Origin of the sequence: Alcanivorax sp. 24, from assembly GCF_004360225.1 — a bacterium.
Classification (GTDB): domain Bacteria; phylum Pseudomonadota; class Gammaproteobacteria; order Pseudomonadales; family Alcanivoracaceae; genus Alloalcanivorax; species Alloalcanivorax xiamenensis.
This window is the reverse complement of sequence record NZ_SNUA01000006.1, coordinates 123,783-139,950: the sequence shown is the minus strand read 5'-3', so window position 1 is coordinate 139,950 and position 16,168 is coordinate 123,783. Positions and strand designations below refer to the sequence as shown.

The 16,168-nt window shown below is 62.0% G+C and carries 12 protein-coding genes; 4 read left to right on the top strand and 8 right to left on the bottom strand.

From position 1 onward, the window contains the following. Positions 1-2 precede the first annotated feature (2 nt). The 4 genes from dctP to E0L37_RS10280 all read left to right on the top strand — a co-directional run bounded on the left by dctP (position 3) and on the right by E0L37_RS10280 (position 4,057). Complete coding sequence (gene dctP / locus E0L37_RS10295; RefSeq protein ID WP_236563969.1) at positions 3-1,100, top strand: TRAP transporter substrate-binding protein DctP; 1,098 nt, start codon at positions 3-5, stop codon at positions 1,098-1,100. A gap of 46 nt (positions 1,101-1,146) precedes the next feature. Then, entirely contained in the window at positions 1,147-1,662 is a 516-nt protein-coding gene (locus tag E0L37_RS10290) for a TRAP transporter small permease (RefSeq protein WP_133491657.1), read from the top strand. Between the two features lie 21 nt (positions 1,663-1,683). Then, positions 1,684-3,000 (top strand): TRAP transporter large permease, encoded by a 1,317-nt coding sequence (locus E0L37_RS10285; protein WP_055099848.1) that lies wholly within the window; start codon positions 1,684-1,686, stop codon positions 2,998-3,000. Between the two features lie 79 nt (positions 3,001-3,079). Then, entirely contained in the window at positions 3,080-4,057 is a 978-nt protein-coding gene (locus E0L37_RS10280; RefSeq protein WP_236563972.1) for a zinc-binding dehydrogenase, read from the top strand. Positions 4,058-4,082: 25 nt separating this feature from the next. On the opposite strand, the gene E0L37_RS10275 is transcribed toward E0L37_RS10280, so the two are convergent. The 8 genes from E0L37_RS10275 to thiC all read right to left on the bottom strand — a co-directional run bounded on the left by E0L37_RS10275 (position 4,083) and on the right by thiC (position 16,027). Beyond that, positions 4,083-4,781, bottom strand: a complete 699-nt coding sequence (locus tag E0L37_RS10275) for a DUF3592 domain-containing protein (RefSeq protein WP_133491655.1) — start codon at positions 4,779-4,781, stop codon at positions 4,083-4,085. 71 nt (positions 4,782-4,852) lie between these two features. After that, a complete protein-coding gene (locus E0L37_RS10270) occupies positions 4,853-5,350 on the bottom strand; it encodes a hypothetical protein (protein WP_133491654.1) in 498 nt (165 codons plus the stop codon). Between the two features lie 236 nt (positions 5,351-5,586). Continuing rightward, entirely contained in the window at positions 5,587-6,684 is a 1,098-nt protein-coding gene (locus E0L37_RS10265; protein WP_133491653.1) for a DUF6708 domain-containing protein, read from the bottom strand. Continuing rightward, positions 6,684-11,999 (bottom strand): T6SS effector BTH_I2691 family protein, encoded by a 5,316-nt coding sequence (locus E0L37_RS10260; RefSeq protein WP_205655602.1) that lies wholly within the window; start codon positions 11,997-11,999, stop codon positions 6,684-6,686. Before E0L37_RS10260 ends, E0L37_RS10265 begins: the two co-directional genes overlap by 1 nt. Positions 12,000-12,099: 100 nt before the next feature. Next, positions 12,100-12,906 (bottom strand): 3',5'-cyclic-AMP phosphodiesterase, encoded by an 807-nt coding sequence (gene cpdA, locus E0L37_RS10255; protein ID WP_133491652.1) that lies wholly within the window; start codon positions 12,904-12,906, stop codon positions 12,100-12,102. 175 nt (positions 12,907-13,081) lie between these two features. Next, positions 13,082-13,531, bottom strand: coding sequence for a DUF1249 domain-containing protein (locus E0L37_RS10250; RefSeq protein ID WP_133491651.1), 450 nt, complete (start codon positions 13,529-13,531; stop codon positions 13,082-13,084). Continuing rightward, positions 13,528-14,157: an NUDIX domain-containing protein gene (locus tag E0L37_RS10245; protein WP_133491650.1), complete on the bottom strand. Its 630-nt coding sequence runs from the start codon at positions 14,155-14,157 to the stop codon at positions 13,528-13,530. The genes E0L37_RS10250 and E0L37_RS10245 overlap by 4 nt, the downstream gene beginning before the upstream one ends. Next, complete coding sequence (gene thiC / locus E0L37_RS10240; RefSeq protein WP_133491649.1) at positions 14,150-16,027, bottom strand: phosphomethylpyrimidine synthase ThiC; 1,878 nt, start codon at positions 16,025-16,027, stop codon at positions 14,150-14,152. Before thiC ends, E0L37_RS10245 begins: the two co-directional genes overlap by 8 nt. Positions 16,028-16,168: the final 141 nt, after the last annotated feature.

Below are 16,168 nucleotides of genomic sequence, written 5' to 3'. Positions count from 1 at the left end.
TGATGACAATAAAAAGAAGGGATTTCCTCAAAGGCAGCGCCGCCCTGGCCGGCGCCGGCATGCTGAGCGGTTTGTCGGTACCGGTGTGGTCCGCGTCCGCCACCCGCATCAAGTTCGACACCTACATTTCTGAAACCGCCGGCCCCTCGCGCCTGGACGGCTGGTTCCTCGACGAACTGGAAAAACGGGCCGGCGACGCGGTAAAAATTCGCCGTTTCTGGGCCCAATCGCTGAACAAGGTTGGCGAGCATCTGGCGGCGGTCCGCGACGCCACGTCCGAAATGTCGCTGATTTCCCCCGGCTACTACCAGGCGGAACTGCCGGTGACCCGGGGACTGGACTGGTACTTCCGCATGCAGCGCGCCGATGCTCTACAGCTGGTGTGCCGCGACCTGTACCAGCAGTTCGAGCCGCTGCGTCAGGAATGGGAGCAACGGCACCGGTCCAAGGTGATGTACTGGACCAACTGGTATTACGCCCCCCTGGTGACCCGGGAACCAATCCGTTCCCTGGAGGACATCAAGGGCAAACGGATTCGCGGCTACGGTGTGGCCACGGAAGTGATCGAACGCCTGGGCGGCACCGCCGTGCCGATGGCGGCGCCGGAAGTTTACACCGCGCTGGAACGGGGTGTTCTGGACGGCGTCTACGGTTTCGATTTCATGACCTCCATTGCTTACAAGCTGCATGAGATCGCGCCTTATTTCACCGACCTTGGCGACGGCCCCCACGCGCCCGCCGCCACCATCATGAGCATGAGCACCTGGAACGAGCTACCGGAGAAGGTGCAGGGTATCTGCAACGAGCTGGTGGAAGAGATTTATGCTGGCAAGTACACCGAAATCTACGGTGCCACTTCCCGGGAGTATATGAAAACCGCGCTCAAGGAAGGTGCCCAATTTTCCTCGCTCAGCGATGCCGAGAAAGCCGAAGCCAAGGGGTTGATCCAACCGGCCCAGGTGGAGGGCTGGATCGAACGGGTAGCCAAACCAGCCAACATCGACGGCGCCAAGATGCAGGCGCTGGTGGATACCGCGATCGCCAAACACGACGCCAATGGCACCCTGAAGCGGCCGATTGAACTGGCGGCGGAGCTGTAGCTCCGCCCCAACCGGCGCATCGGATGACAACAATAATGAGGTAATCATGACCTTCCTTGAACGGCCATTCCGGGCCCTGGCCAATGTGTTTGGCGGTGTGGCACTGGTTTCACTCGCCTTTCTGATGGTGGCCATCACTCTGGATGCCACCGTGCGCTCCCTGATCGACCGGCCGATCACCGGCATCTTCGAGCTTTCGGAGATCGCCCTGGTGCTGATCGTATTCCTCGGTCTGGGCTGGACCCAGATGGAACACGCTCATATCCGCGTGGACGCCCTGGTGAAACTGGCGCCACCGCCAGTGGCCCGGGCCATGAATGCCTTTTCCTGGGCCGCCGCCGCACTGGCACTGGCCCTGCTTACCTGGCCCTCGACCCTGGACGCCCTTCATTCGTTCCAGATCAAGGAGTTCCGCTGGGGCTATATCGAGTTCCCGATCTGGTGGGCGAAGATCGCCCTGGCCGTGGGCCTCTGGTTCGCCACCGCGCAAATGCTGCTGTATTCCGTTCTCGCCCTGCTAGGCCGGGACCACCCTGCTGCATCAGACCAGCCCACCGACTGACAGGCCAACAAGAGACCCGTTATGGATGAAATGACCGCTACCCTGCTGGCCATTGGCCTGGTCTTCGTACTATTGGCCACTGGTGTTCCCGTCTTCGCCTCCCTGGCCCTGGCCGGCGTGGCCGGTGTGGTGATGGTGGAAGATCTGGACTTCGCGCTGAACCGCCTCAAGGCTTTCTCCTACACCCAGACCGCGGTCTATCTGCTGACCGTAATCCCGCTGTTTATTCTGATGGGGAACTTCGCGCAAAAAGCCGGTGTCGGGCAAAGGCTATTCAGTGTGGCGCGTAAATGGGTCGGGCAATTGCCCGGCGGCCTGGCCATCGCCAGCGTCCTCACCAGCGCCGGGTTCGCCGCCACCTCCGGCTCCAGCGTGGCCACCGCCGCCACCGTCGGCGCCGTCGCCATCCCGGAAATGAAACAGGCCGGTTACGATCGTCGGCTGAGCACCGGCGCGGTGGCGGCTGGCGGTGTGCTGGGCGTGCTGATTCCACCGAGCGTGTTGTTGATCTTCTACGCCGCGCTCACCGAAGTTTCCGCCGGCGCCATGCTAGTGGCAGGGGTGTTGCCCGGGTTACTGTCCACTCTGGTGTTCATCGCCGGTATCGTGGTGGTCAGCAAAAAAATCATGCCCGATTGCCACCAGACCCAGCCCCACTATGGCTGGGGGGAACGCTTTGCCTCCCTGGGCGATGCCTGGCAGGTGATCGTGCTGTTCGTGGTCGTGCTCGGCGGCATTTATCTGGGCTTCGTCACCCCCACCGAAGCCGGCGCGATCGGTGCTTTCGCCGCCTTCGTGATGCTGCTGTGCTCACGCCAGGCCCGCGCCAACCTCGGCGGCAACCTGAAGGACAGCTTCCGCTCCTCGATCAGCACCACGGTGATGATCCTCATGACCATGCTAGGCGCCGGCATCTTCAGCTACTTCCTCACCCTGGTGGGCGCGCCGCAATACATCGTCGAGGCCGTCACCACCGTGGATCTGCCGCCGCTGCTGATCATCGGTTTACTGCTGTTGATCTATCTGCCGCTGGGCATGTTCCTGGACGCGTTCTCGATGCTGGTAATCACACTGCCGATTCTGTTCCCCACGGTGCAGTCACTCGGTTTCGATCCGCTCTGGTTCGGTATTCTGGCGGTGAAAATGTGCGAGATCGGCCTGATCACCCCGCCGGTGGGCCTGAACGTCTATGTCACCGCCGGCATCGACCGCGACACCCCGCTGGTGGACGTGTTCCGCGGCGCCGGCTGGTTCATGATCATGGAAGCGGTCACCACCTTGCTGATTTTCTTCTTTCCGGTCATTGTCACCTGGCTGCCCGCCAACATGCTCGGCTGAAGGTCGGATCATTGGGGGTCGAATAAACAACAGCGTTCATGCACAGGCGTTCGTGCATAGGAGAGATGCCGTGAAAGCCATGATCATCGATCGTTCCGGCGCGACACCGGCCATCCGTCAAGGTGACATCGAGCCCCCTTCCCGGGCCAGGGGACAGGTGCTGATCCGGGTCCAGGCCGCTTCGGTGAACCGCGCCGATCTGGCGGTTCTGGCTGGCACCCATGCCGCTCCCGGAGCCGCCGGCGCCCCCGCCGTGGTGGGTCTGGATGCCGCCGGCACCGTTGTCGAAGCCGATGAGGATAGCGGATTCAGCGTTGGCGACCGGGTGATGACCATGGTGGGCGGCGGGCTGGCGGAGTACATCGCCATCGATGCACGATTCCCCGTTCCTCTACCGGCCCCATGGACCTTCGAGGAAGGCGCCGGCGCCATCGTCGCCCTGATGACCGAACACAACGCGCTTCGTACCGCCGGGCGACTTCGCGGCGGCGACGCCGTGTTCATCAATGCCGCCAACTCGGGGGTCGGTCAGATGGCGATCCAGATTGCGCGCTATCTGGGCGCCGGGCGGATCATCGCCGGCGTCCGCACTCACCGGGAAGACGCTCTGCTCAAAACACTCGGCGCGGACGCGGTCATCAACACCGGGTCCGAAAAATTCGCTGAGCGGATACTCGACGCCAGCGACGGGCAAGGCGCGGACATCATCGTCGACCATGTGGGCGGCCCCTATCTGGCGGACCACATCAAAGCCGCGGCGCTTCAGGCGCGCCTCATCGGCGTGGGACGTCTCGGCGGCGCCGAAGGCACCCTGGACCTGGAAGCCCTGGCCTTCAAACGAGTGGAAATCATTGGCGTGACGTTCCGCACCCGCAGTCTGGAAGAGAAGGTCCGCATCGTCGAGGCAATGCGTGAGGATCTGGACAACGCCCTGGCCGAAGGCAAGCTGAAGCCTCGTATCGACCGGGTGCTGCCCTGGACGGAAGTTAGAGCGGCACAAGAACTTGTCTCCGGCAATGATCACCTGGGCAAGGTCATCCTCCAGGTCACGCCTTGATCATTCAGGGCAGGCTCGGGCGCGGCTATTTCGGAGACCCGGGCAGAAACGACAAATCCATGTGATAGCGGCGAGGGTCGTCACGCCCGACAAACACCGGCACGTTCACGTCCTGCAAATAAGGGGCAGGGTCGTACCATAAGTAATCGCTGAGAAAACGGCGGCTCTCCCCGCTCAACGGATCGCGTCCCCGCGTCACCACCCGATAAGGATGGCGATACTGCACCTTCACCGAAGTCACATGCTCCACGCGCTCCAGCTCGGTCTCGATCCGCCGCCCTTCACGCTTCAGCACAGACACCCGGCGTCGCTTGCGCCGCCCGGCCGCAATCCAGATACCGCCGATCAAAAGGAATACCGGCCCGATCAGTCCACCGATTATCGAACCGCCCCAGAGCGCAAAGAAATTATCAATACGGGCCTCTTCAGGCCTGGCCGACGAATACAGGATCGGCACAGTATCGCCAATCCGCGCTCCAGAACAACGCGTCCCCGACTTGGTGGAGAACTCAATCAGGCGCCCTTCTTCCGTATGGAATCGCACTACCCATTCGCATACGGTCTTTTCGTCCACACGCCGCTCACGAACGTTCTCTAGCACTCCTTGCCCTGATACCGCCTCCTTCATGAAAGAGGCCGTATCCAGATACAACACGACCGCCATAACAATCGCGGCGAAGCCAAAAGCCGCAAAAAAGTATTTGAAGAGCCCACGAACGGTCATGATTCAATCGCACCCGCACTGCGCCATCCTTTCCTCAATTCCCGTCCTCTCATATCCACCGTGCTCCGCCCTCAGCGTATCTCCCCGGAGCGAATTTTCCTCACCACCGCCGCCAGCTCCGGGCTCACTATCTGCCGGGCGCCCCAAAGTAACTCCCGCTTGTTCAATTGCTTCTTGCGATACAACATTTCTAGGTGACCGGCAAAATCCCTGTCACTCATACCCGGCTCACGATGCGCCATCACCACTTCAAACGCACGCAGCCAACGATAAATGAACCCGTATACAATAACTGTGGACAAAAGCGAGACGGCCATTACGACAAAGAGAACGACATCCACCGGCTTGCCAAGCCAGAGTTTGACACCATCCCAAAGAAACACCCCCAGACACAACAGAAAAACAGCCAGGAGCCCCCATGTGACCGGGGCCGGAGTTCGCCGATAAACAACGGGGGCTTTCCGTGGATCCAGAGGCGGCTTATCCGGTCCCGCAAAGAACCAGTCGTGATGTGCCTGACAACAGAAGAGGCGGCCGTTCTCGCTGGCGACGGCTTTATCCGTGGTCACTTTCTTATCGCAGGCGGCGCATTTCGGGGAAGCTCTGAGCACGACCCTCTTCCTTTGGTGGACATCATACGCCCTATTGAAACACAGGACGGCGATAGGCGCCGGCCGATGCTCATTACCTTTTCACCAGTAAAACGAGGGTTGAGCGCCCATCAGAAAAAACTGCCCGGCACTCCACCCAGGAAATGGGCGAAGGCCAGAGCACTTCTCCCGTCGTTCAATAAAACAAACCCACCTCACGGCAGCCACTGAGAGCCGGATTCTTCTTCCTTGGCAGGCGCATCTGGATCATGGCCCTTGGGCACCCACAAATCCGCATTCAAATACAAACGACGGCAGATCTCTGGGTCGTAATCTTCCGCCGTGGTCAGTTTGGGCACTGGCTTACCGGGCTGGCCCGCTTCACGAATAATTTTCGGCCAACGCGGCTCCCAGCACAGTAACTGAGATACCCAATGTCCCGCCCCCAAAATCAGGAACGCGGGACTCATCAGCAATTTGCCCAACCACAGTTTCCAATCACCATGACGCAGAATCGGCCACAGCCCTTCGAATTGGGGTTCCAGGCTATACCAGGGCCAGGGGATCTTGCTCCGCACCCGGGGTTTGGGTACGGACTCGAGGCCGTCTTCCATGTAGCGGCGAATGAACTCCCATTCGTTGAGCAGGTCCTGGGCGGTGCCAGCGCGTTTGCCGACGGCGGCAAAGGTCACAAACGGCTGCCCGGTTCGGTGAGGCATCCAAGCCAAGACCAGACGCATACCCGCCCCTTCATGGATAGCTATGGTCTTGTCCCAGGGCATGGTTACTACCCCTCCCGCGTACTTAGGGCGATGCAAGTACACTTGCCGGGTCGTGCGGTTGAAGCGGATCAGTAAACGGCGATGGGTGAACAATTCCCAGCGAATGGGGATGTAGAATTTGAATTTGAAGAAGCAGTACCAGAGTCCGGCGGTTAAGCCGCCTACTCCAATCACACCGACAAGATAATCTATAATCCCATTGTGGTTGGGACCTTTAAGCAGTAAATCAACTGCACCGTAAGCTCCACCGAAACCAAATAAGAAGAGCAATAAGGCCAACGGAGTAATCAATCCCCGATAATGTTCCAGGGACCCGCAACGCATTTCCAGGAATGTATCATTGAAGGCGAACACTGGCCCCCGGCTGTGGGGGACATCGCTGGCAGACTGCTCCAGAGGGGGCAGCTCTTCTTCCAAGGCTTCTTTCAATGACGCCTGGTTCTCATCCATGAACTCCTTACCGAAAACCTTGTCTTTCCCCTTTTCAGATAGGGTGTTACCCCACCAAAGCATCCACTCAAAAAAATACATCAGGTTACCTCGGCAATGGCCTGCCACAACTCGGATAACTCCGCACCCAGGTCATCGTAGCCAACACCGCCATTCTTGCGGAAAGCGCTCTTGTCGCACCACGCCTCCAGGGCATCTGGCGTCACCAAATACCATACTCCGGTGGCCAGCCAAAATACGGCATTGCTTCCCACCAAGGCACGGGTCAAAAACTTTTGAGCCGCTTCCCTGCCAAGCCACGTTGCAAGGCGAGCACTCGCTCTAGCAACAATAATCCCCGCTTTGTTGGTGGACGTCTTCGCCACATGCTCAAAGAACGGTCCAGCAGCGGCGACAGCCAGCAAGGAACTGGCGCCACCCAGACCAAGGCCGGCCAGGCCTCGGGCAAGGTAGACCGTTGCTAAAGTACCTTGCCCACTTTCTCTTGCATCCCAAAAATCTGCCAAGTCATATCCTGCCAATACCACCCCACCCACGGTACCCAACGATGCCGCCCACAGCTTGCGGCTGCCTTGCAGGATGCGGGCACCCTGGGCGCCGGGCCCGGCACGCTGGGCCGCCGCTTCGGCGGAACTGGCCAGCAGCTCCGCCCCACAAGCCGCACCCGCCATCACCCCGGCCATGGCCTCCATGTAAACCCGCTGGTCTCCAGAGCCCAGGCTTTGTGCCTTGAACAACAGCATCAATGCCTCGGCGGCGATCAGTACCGACAGGGCGCGCCCATAACGTACTTCACTGGCCTTCGGCTGAGTGATGAAGCTGTCCAGCCCGGCCTGGGCGCTTCTTGCCGCACCCACAGGGGGTTCGGATTGTCGCACCAGTTTTTCGACCAACCCGGGCGCGGTACGCGCGACAGGGTGGGCCGCCGCACGGGACAACTGTTTGTGCAGTTCCGCATCGAAGGCATAGCGCCCCAGTTGCGCCCGGCTCGCCGTTCCCAGTAATCGGTATAGCGCCCTTTCGCCTTTGCCGGGATGACCGCTGCCAAACAGATTACGAAGCAGGCCCGCCTGCCAGGCGAGCACGCCACTCACCGCAATACCATTGTGTTCCAACGAACTGATAGCTGTATCCAGTTTTTCGAACTGCTGAGTAGCAGCCTGAACCGCCTGAAGCGCACCGATGGCCACCCAGTTCGGGCCCTCGTCATCGGTGTCAGTTTGTCCTTCCAGCACCGTGGCCATTTCAACCAAGTTGTCTTCCAGCGCCTGCTGGTTGTAGGCCATGGCACGCCAGCACAGGTTGGCCGGGCCACCGCCGGGGCCTTGGCTCCACCAGCCATCGATCACGGATCGGCCACTTTCGCAGCCTACCAGGCCATCCACCGCCAACCCCAAGGTCGCGGCAAAGCGAGCGCCGTTCTCCTCATCCGCCTTGTCGTAGGCCTGCAGAGCCCCTTGCAGGTAATCGCTTTGCAGTACCGCAATCTGTTCCGGAGCACGGTTTTCCATCTCCGTTTCCGCGTCCTGGCTGTGCTGGGCAAAAGCGGTTTGCACCTGATCCATCGCGTCGGTATCCAGCCGGGACAGATAGCCCTGCTCGAACTCCGCTTTATAGGCCGCCTGGCGCTCGGGCGTGTATTCCCGGTCCTGGGCCTGTTCTTCGGTTTCCTGTCGGCGCTGCAGGATAAGCTGCCTGCTTTGAGCGATTTGGTCCGCATACCTCTCTTCATAAACACGGTCACCGTGGACACGCCGCAGTTGTCGCTCTCTCGCGTCCAATTGGTGCAGGCGCACGTCCATACTGCCGTGGGCGGCCTCCCAGGCACGGACATTCTGCCCCACCAAACCTTCCGCCTTCTTCCCGGCATACCCCTCATGCAATTGCTCGATCTGCTGCTGGATCTGGACCTTCCAGTCATTGCTGACGCCTTGTTCGTCTTCTTCCTGGAGCCAATCATGCAGCGGGTCCAGGGCCGCGTTACGCCAGGCGTTCAGGGTCTGGGCGGCGCCGAGGGCGTCGTTCAGGGCCAGAACGGCGCCGTGGGTGGAGACCGCTTGGGTGACGGTGGTCAGAGTGCCCTTCAGCACTCCGACGTTGGCGTACTGAATCAGGCCTTGATCATCCGCCAGCCAGGCGGGGGCGAACGGGTCTTGCGCCAGCGCCTGTTGCAGGGCCGGATTGCCGTCAAGGCACGCTTCGGTCACCGCGTTACCGATCTGCTCGCCGTGCAGGGTATCAAGCTGAGAGGTTTGTCCTTCGGCCCATTCCTTCGGCGAGAAGGTTTGCCAATAGCCTTTGGCGGTATAGTCGTCGGCGTTTTCTTCATAATCCGCTTTGCGGGCGTCGGTGAGCGGGTCCGGGGTGAACAGCCACCATGAGCGTTCAACGGTTTCCGCTTTTTCGATCTCCACCGCCAGGGTGTTGGGCGTCACCGGTTCAGGCTGGGCCGGCGCTTTTGGCGCCTCACCGTCAAACCGGGTCAGGTCGCCGTTGGGTTTCACCTGATACTGCTGCCATTCCTTCCGGCCGCCCCGGTCCAACAGCACATACAGATAGCCCGTCCGCAATAATCTCAGGGTCTCCCGGGATTGGGACAATGAGGCGGGCGGGATGAGTTGTTTCGGCAGTTGGGGCGCATGCTCGACCAGCGCCCCCGTGGCCACGGCGTGACGCACCGGCAGGATGGTGAGCGTCAGCGTCTCCATCATTTCCTGTTCGGTGGTTTCCTCTTCCTCATCTTCCCACTCGACATCCGCTAAACGCTGCGGCGCGAGGGGCGCTTTGGCGGTCAGAGAGGGCGCCAGTCCGGCCACTTTTTTTGCTAAAGGAACGAAGGGGAACAACCCCGCGGGCAAAGCGGGAAGATCGGTATTGTTAGACTGCCCACCTTCCAACGACTTAATGGAACCCTTCACGGTAAAGGTCCCCGGGCAGCGGAAGGTGATGTTGGCGCCGTCGAGGACGATTTCGGTCTGGCCGCTTTGCAGGGTGATTTTTTCCTTGGCGAGGACGCTGACCTTGCCTTCGCTGCTGGTGGCGGTGATGGCCTGGTCGGCAAGCAGTTCCAGCGGGCCACCGTTGGCTTGCAGCGAGACCGGGCCGTTCTCGCTGATGATCTTGATCGGGCCTTTATGGCTGTATAGGCCGGCGCTGCCGCCGCTGGCCATGGCCAGGTTATCACCGGCGGCGATGTGGCCGTCGCTCTGGGTGGTGATGTGCAGGTGCTCGCCGGCCATGGCGGCGGCGCTTTTGTCGCTGTTGAGGACGATGTGGTCCGGGCTTTCCAATACCAGTTTCGGGTCGGCGAAGGTTTCCACTGGCTGGTCGCTGTCTTCACGGCTGCCGGGCCTCGGCTTGAACGGCGACTGGCCCGCCACGGGGGCGGTGTAGCGGCCGTTCACTCGCGGGTCCAGGGCTTCGCGGAAGGCGGTTTGCGCGGCATTGCCAGCCAGGCCCGGGACGCCGGCGGCGGTGGCGGCGTCGTGCAGGGCCTGGGCGGTGCGTTCCGCGCCTTTGAGCTGGGACACGGCCTCGTTCATTTCCATCTGGGTGCCCTGGCCTTGGGCCTTGGCACTGGCGGATATCAGCAATCCGCGACCAGCGCGCACGGTGGTCCAGGCCTGGGTCGCCAGTTCCCAACCCTGACCACGCAGGGCGCCGCGCACGGTGGGTCCCGGGGTGACGCTGTAATCCACCAGGTAGCCCAGCCCCAGGCCGCTGCGGGCCAGGCTGGTTTCCAACCGCACACTGACTTGTTTCGGGGTGTCGTCCAGCAGCAGGCGCTGCAGGGTCGGGCTGTGATCGCCCTGGCCGTCGTGGTCGCGGGTTTGCAGGCCGCTGACGGTGCCGGCGTGGTTGGTGCCGTCTTCCCGGGCGACACCGAACGGCGGTTTCACTTCGCCGTTGTAGAGCTGGCCGATGATCACCGGCTGGTCGATGTCCCCCTGGCGGAATTCCACCAGCACTTCGCTGTCGATCCGGGGCAGGAAATTGCCGCCCCAGTTCGGTCCGGCCAGGGCTTCCGCCACCGGCACCCAGATGCCGGAAGAATGGTCTCCCGGGGCGTGTCCTGGGTGCTGTCCACCGGTGTCGTCAAGGCCGCCGGGGTTGGGCGCCGAGCCGCGCTGCCAGGCGTATTGAATGCGCACCTGGTGGTCGCGATTGCTGGTGACGGCATCGCCGGGCATGCCCACCACCCGCGCCACCAGCGGCCCGCCCACGGTGGGTTTGGGGCGGTATAGCGGCGCGATCGGGGTGGTCGCCGGCACCGCCAGGAAGGTGTTGCGGTACTGGCCGGCCTTGAGGGTATCGTCGCCGAGCAGTTCGCCGGCGTGGGCCAGGTTGTTCACGGCGGCGTGCTCCACCGCCAGGGTCAGGTAGGGCCCCTGATCACAACGGGGGTGGCCGCTGAGGGTAAACGCCTCACCAGCGGCCAGAGTGCGGGAACGCCCCTCCCCCCGGTGCACGTGCCGCAACACCCGCAGCGCGTCGAGATGATGGCGGGCGCTTTGCTCCGCCTGATCCGCGCCGTCGAAACGGGCGTCCTGGCGGTGCCAGTAAACTTCCCGGACCGGCAAACCATCGGGATCGGCTTCCTCGGCACGGCCGGTGACGGTGCGCACCTTGCCGCTGTGCCAGCTGGCCACCTGCACCGCATTGGGGGTCAGGCGGGTGCCGTCGGTGAAGCGGGTGATCGCCGCCCGGCCTTCCTCGGAAAGGTCATTATGGAAATGCAGCGGCGCGGCCTCGGGGTGTCTGGCATGGCGATCAAAGATCACCAGAGTCACCAGCGCCCCTTGATCCCCCTCCCCTTCGTCCTGGCGATGCTCGAAACGCCAGGCCAGACCACATTCGGCCATCAGCCGCCGCACGAAATGCCAGTCGCTTTCCCGGTACTGGGTAATCATCGGCCGTTGTGGTAGCGGGTCCATCAGGTCGAATCGCACCGCGCCATCGGCGTACTCCGCGAACACCTGCTCCAGCACGTCCCGAACGGTGCATTGGGGGAACACCAGGCTGTTGAGTCGCTGCTCCAGCCACCAGGTCCAGGGCGCCACGATAAGTTCACAGCGAGGCAGGCCGTCCATGTCGACAAAGTGATGGCCGTCCACGCAGACGCCGTGCCAGCGCCGCCAGCCGCCGTCGGTGCGGCGCAGGGACAAGGTCAGGGGCTGACCGATCAGGGCGTCGAGAAAACCGTCGTCACGGCGATCAGAACCGGAGATGAAGCATTGCAACTGGAAACGATAGTCGCCGCAAATTTCCTCGCGGCCACGGAAACGCTCGACCACCAGACCATTCACCGGAGCATCCAGTTCGATCAGGCGCTGATCCTGCAGAGGGCTGGCCAGAGAGGCCAATAGATCACGGGCGAGGGATTGGGTCTCAATCATGGAAAGTCCTTTTCCAGAGGGCGGGTCCTGTCTTAACCTCCCGCCGAATCCGCAGAGCATAGCAAGGCGGCCGGATGAGTCAACCTGGCCGCCACCGGCGTCAGTAACCGTTAACGGTGAGATCCACGGTGAAATGCATGCCCTGGACCCGGCTCACTCCGGACTCGATACGCCCGTCGGGGTAAAGATCCAGCCAGCGGTAGCCCGGGTTGCATTCATCCAGGGCAAAATCGGCGCTGTGCGGTTTGAACTGAACGCAGGTGCTGGGCACCGACAGCAAACGCACATTTTTGCGGCGGCTTTCGTATTCCTGATGAACGTGCCCCCATAACACCGCCCGCACCTGGGGGTGCTGGTCGACGATGCGGAAAAAGGCGTCGGAATTGGCCACCTGCTGCTCGTCGAGCCAGCGGCTGCCCATGGGCACCGGATGGTGATGCAGGCAAATCATCACATGGTGATCACGACTCTCCGCCAGCGCCTGCTCCAGAAACGCCAGATCCCGATCAAACAGCTCACCGGGTACCTGGCCGGGAATGGTGGAGTCGAGCATGATCACCCGCCAGCCGTCCACGGCGCCGACACAGGGGCTGACCCGGCCGGCTTCATCGGCGAGCATGGCGCGCATGGGGTGGGTTTCATCGTGGTTCCCCTCCAGCCAGTAGACCGGCACGTCGAAGGCCCTCAGCGTCTGTTTGAGGCGCGTATAGGATGCTTCGGAGCCGTCCTGAGAGAGGTCCCCGGTGGCCAGGATCGCCCGCATATCCGGCTGCTCGGCGCGAACCAGACGAAGAACGGTCTCCAGACTGTGCTGCGTATTCAACCCCAGCATGGTACTGGCCGGGTCGGCGAACAGGTGGAAGTCCGACAGTTGCACCACCCGAACGGGTGTTACCGGTTGCGACAAGGTACGCGCTCCCGCTGTTTGTAGTGATCCGTTTTACCCTCAAGCGCCGTGGCGCCCATCCCATGCGTCGCCGGCCCCTTCCCCAAGCGGCCGGACCACGCTTTCGGCAACTTAGAGCCTGTTCAAGACCTTATAACGCAACCATTACAGGATTGACCAGGAACCTGGTTCCGTTTCAGGAACCGGCCGCCGGCCATACCGGGGCGGCACTGCGTCCATGGTCGCTGACATGGGTCAGCCACTCACCGAGAAAGCGATTCCACTGCGCCTTCTCATCGCGCTGATGCATGTCGGGATTGGGATAGGGGTAGCGGGCGCTGACGCGTTGGAAGCGGCTGGCCTCGGTGACTTCCGCCACCCGGGCATCGTGGTAAAGCCGCACGGTGAGGCGCTGCCCCGGCATGGCTTCGTGCAGCCCCTGATCTTCCAGTCGCAGAGTGGTGGTATAAGGGGCGCGTTCCAGCACCCGGATGTTCAGGGTACGAGGCCGCTCGGCACCCAGCGACAGATCCAGGCTGTCCTGTTCACCCAGAGCGCGGATCAACGGCAAAAGGCGGGCATAGTTGGCCTCGCACTGCGCCATCAGATCACGAAAGTTCAGGCGGTAGCGGCGAGATACCGTCATCCCCGCCACTCCCGGTCCAGCGCAGCGCGATGCAACAGCAACCATTGAAGGGTGATCAGGGAGGCGGCGTTATCCACCCGCCCGCTTTCCAGCAGTGCCGGAATTTCCGCCACCGGCCATGTCGTCGCCAGGATGTCCTCGCCTTCCCCGGCGCAGCCGTAAACACCGCCGGCACCGGCCAGATCAGCGCGGGCGACGAACAAATGCAGCCGCTCATTGGTGCCGCCGGGGCTGGGCATGTAGCTGAGCACCGGGCGCATCTCGCCAAGTTCGATGCCGGCCTCTTCCATCGCTTCACGGCGTACCAGTTGCTCCACCGGCTCGCCCTCCTTGTCGGCGATACCGGCGATCATTTCCAGACACCACGGGGTATCCCGCCAGCCCAGGGCGCCGACGCGGAACTGCTCCACCAGCAGGATCTCGCCACGTACCGGGTCATAGGGCAGCACCGCCGCGGCCGGCTGTCGCAGGAACACTTCACGGGTCAGTTCGGGGCCCCAATCGCCTTGATAACGGCGATGACGCAGGGTCAACCGGTCCACCTGGAAAAACCCCTTGAACGGGGTTTCCCGCTTCAGCACTTCCACATCGGCGACACTGAAGCGGGGGGCGCGGGAATTATTCATTGGCCTCATGATAAAGCTTGGAGCCCTGTTGCAGGAATTCGCGGGACTTTTCCTCCATGCCGACACGGGCCTGATCAACCTGTGCCTGTCCATCGCCGTAGGTCTCGCGAACCTCCTGGCTGATCTTCATGGAGCAGAACTTCGGTCCACACATGGAGCAGAAATGGGCCACCTTGTGCGCCTGCTTCGGCAGGGTCTCGTCATGAAAAGCCCGTGCCCGGTCCGGGTCCAGCCCCAGGTTGAACTGGTCTTCCCAGCGGAATTCGAAGCGCGCCTTGGACAGCACATTGTCACGCAGTTGAGCGCCCGGGTGCCCCTTGGCCAGGTCGGCGGCGTGGGCGGCGATCTTGTAGGCGATGATGCCTTCCTTCACGTCTTCCCGGTTGGGCAAGCCCAGGTGCTCCTTGGGGGTCACATAGCACAGCATGGCGGTGCCAAACCAACCGATCATGGCGGCGCCGATGGCGCTGCTGATGTGGTCATAGCCCGGGGAGATGTCCAGGGTCAGCGGCCCCAGCGTGTAGAAGGGCGCCTCGTGGCAGTGCTTGAGCTGCTCTTCCATGTTTTCCTTGATCATGTGCATGGGCACGTGACCGGGGCCTTCGATCATCACCTGGACGTCATGTTTCCAGGCGATCTTGGTCAGTTCACCGAGGGTACGCAGCTCCGAGAACTGGGCTTCGTCGTTGGCGTCGGCGATGGAGCCGGGACGCAGACCATCACCGAGACTGAAGGTCACGTCGTAGGCCTTCATGATCTCGCAGATGTCTTCGAAATGGGTATAGAGGAAGTTTTCCTCATGGTGTGCCAGACACCATTTGGCCATGATCGAGCCACCGCGGGACACGATGCCGGTCACCCGGTTGGCGGTGAGCGGCACATAGCGCAGCAAGACGCCGGCATGAATGGTGAAGTAATCCACTCCCTGCTCGGCCTGTTCGATCAGGGTGTCGCGGAAAATTTCCCAGGTCAGGTCTTCGGCAATACCATTGACCTTCTCAAGCGCCTGATAAATCGGTACCGTGCCGATGGGCACCGGCGAGTTGCGCAGGATCCATTCCCGGGTTTCGTGAATGTTCTGCCCGGTGGAAAGGTCCATTACGGTGTCGCCGCCCCAACGGGTGGCCCAGGTCATCTTCGCCACTTCCTCCTCAATGGAGGAGGTCACCGCGGAGTTGCCGATGTTGGCATTGACCTTGGTGAGGAAGTTGCGGCCAATGATCATCGGCTCGATTTCCGGGTGGTTGATGTTGGCGGGGATCACGGCGCGGCCGCGAGCGACTTCATCGCGGACGAATTCCGGGGTGATCTCATCCGGAATGGCGGCACCGAAACTGCGGCCCGGATGTTGCGCCACCGGCAGGCCGGCCTCGCGATGTTCACGCAGGCGCTGGCTTTCACGGATGGCGATGAATTCCATTTCCGGCGTGATAATGCCCTGACGCGCGTAGTGCATTTGCGAGACATTGCCGCCCTGGCGCGCGCGCCGCGGGGCACGGATGTGCGGGAAGCGCAAACCGGCGGTAGCCACATCGGCGGCGCGGCGGCGACCGTAATCACTGGTCAGGTCGGCGAGTTGCTCGCTGTCACCGCGCTCCTCGATCCAGGCACCGCGCAGTGCCGACAGTCCCTGGCGGATGTCGATACGCGCATCGGGGTCGGTATAAGGACCGGAAGTGTCGTACACCGACAACGGCGGATTCTGCTCAAAGGCCCCGTTGGCCAGGGGGGTCGGATCCTGGCGGATTTCACGCATGGGAACGCGGATATCTGGGCGGCTGCCGGAGACATACACCTTCCGCGAACCCATGATGGGTTGGCAGGCCTCGTCGATGGCATTGGGTGCGGCATTACGTTGCTCGTCTGGCACGATCGGCCTCCAGGGCTACAACAAACATGGGGGAGGCGAACACTATACGCAGCGACCCATTTACGGACAACCGAGGGCGCGACGATGGGAGTGTCAATCCGTCTCGCTTGCCATTACCATACTGGCCAGTTCACCATTTCA

Excerpts from the sequence above, each read along its gene's own strand:
- E0L37_RS10250 (WP_133491651.1), bottom strand. The coding sequence starts at position 13,531 with ATGACGGTATCTCGCCGCTACCGCCTGAACTTTCGTGATCTGATGGCG.
- E0L37_RS10245 (WP_133491650.1), bottom strand. The coding sequence starts at position 14,157 with ATGAATAATTCCCGCGCCCCCCGCTTCAGTGTCGCCGATGTGGAAGTG.
- E0L37_RS10260 (WP_205655602.1), bottom strand. The coding sequence starts at position 11,999 with ATGATTGAGACCCAATCCCTCGCCCGTGATCTATTGGCCTCTCTGGCC.
- dctP (WP_236563969.1), top strand. The coding sequence starts at position 3 with ATGACAATAAAAAGAAGGGATTTCCTCAAAGGCAGCGCCGCCCTGGCC.
- E0L37_RS10290 (WP_133491657.1), top strand. The coding sequence starts at position 1,147 with ATGACCTTCCTTGAACGGCCATTCCGGGCCCTGGCCAATGTGTTTGGC.
- E0L37_RS10285 (WP_055099848.1), top strand. The coding sequence starts at position 1,684 with ATGGATGAAATGACCGCTACCCTGCTGGCCATTGGCCTGGTCTTCGTA.
- E0L37_RS10275 (WP_133491655.1), bottom strand. The coding sequence starts at position 4,781 with ATGACCGTTCGTGGGCTCTTCAAATACTTTTTTGCGGCTTTTGGCTTC.
- E0L37_RS10265 (WP_133491653.1), bottom strand. The coding sequence starts at position 6,684 with ATGTATTTTTTTGAGTGGATGCTTTGGTGGGGTAACACCCTATCTGAA.
- E0L37_RS10280 (WP_236563972.1), top strand. The coding sequence starts at position 3,080 with ATGATCATCGATCGTTCCGGCGCGACACCGGCCATCCGTCAAGGTGAC.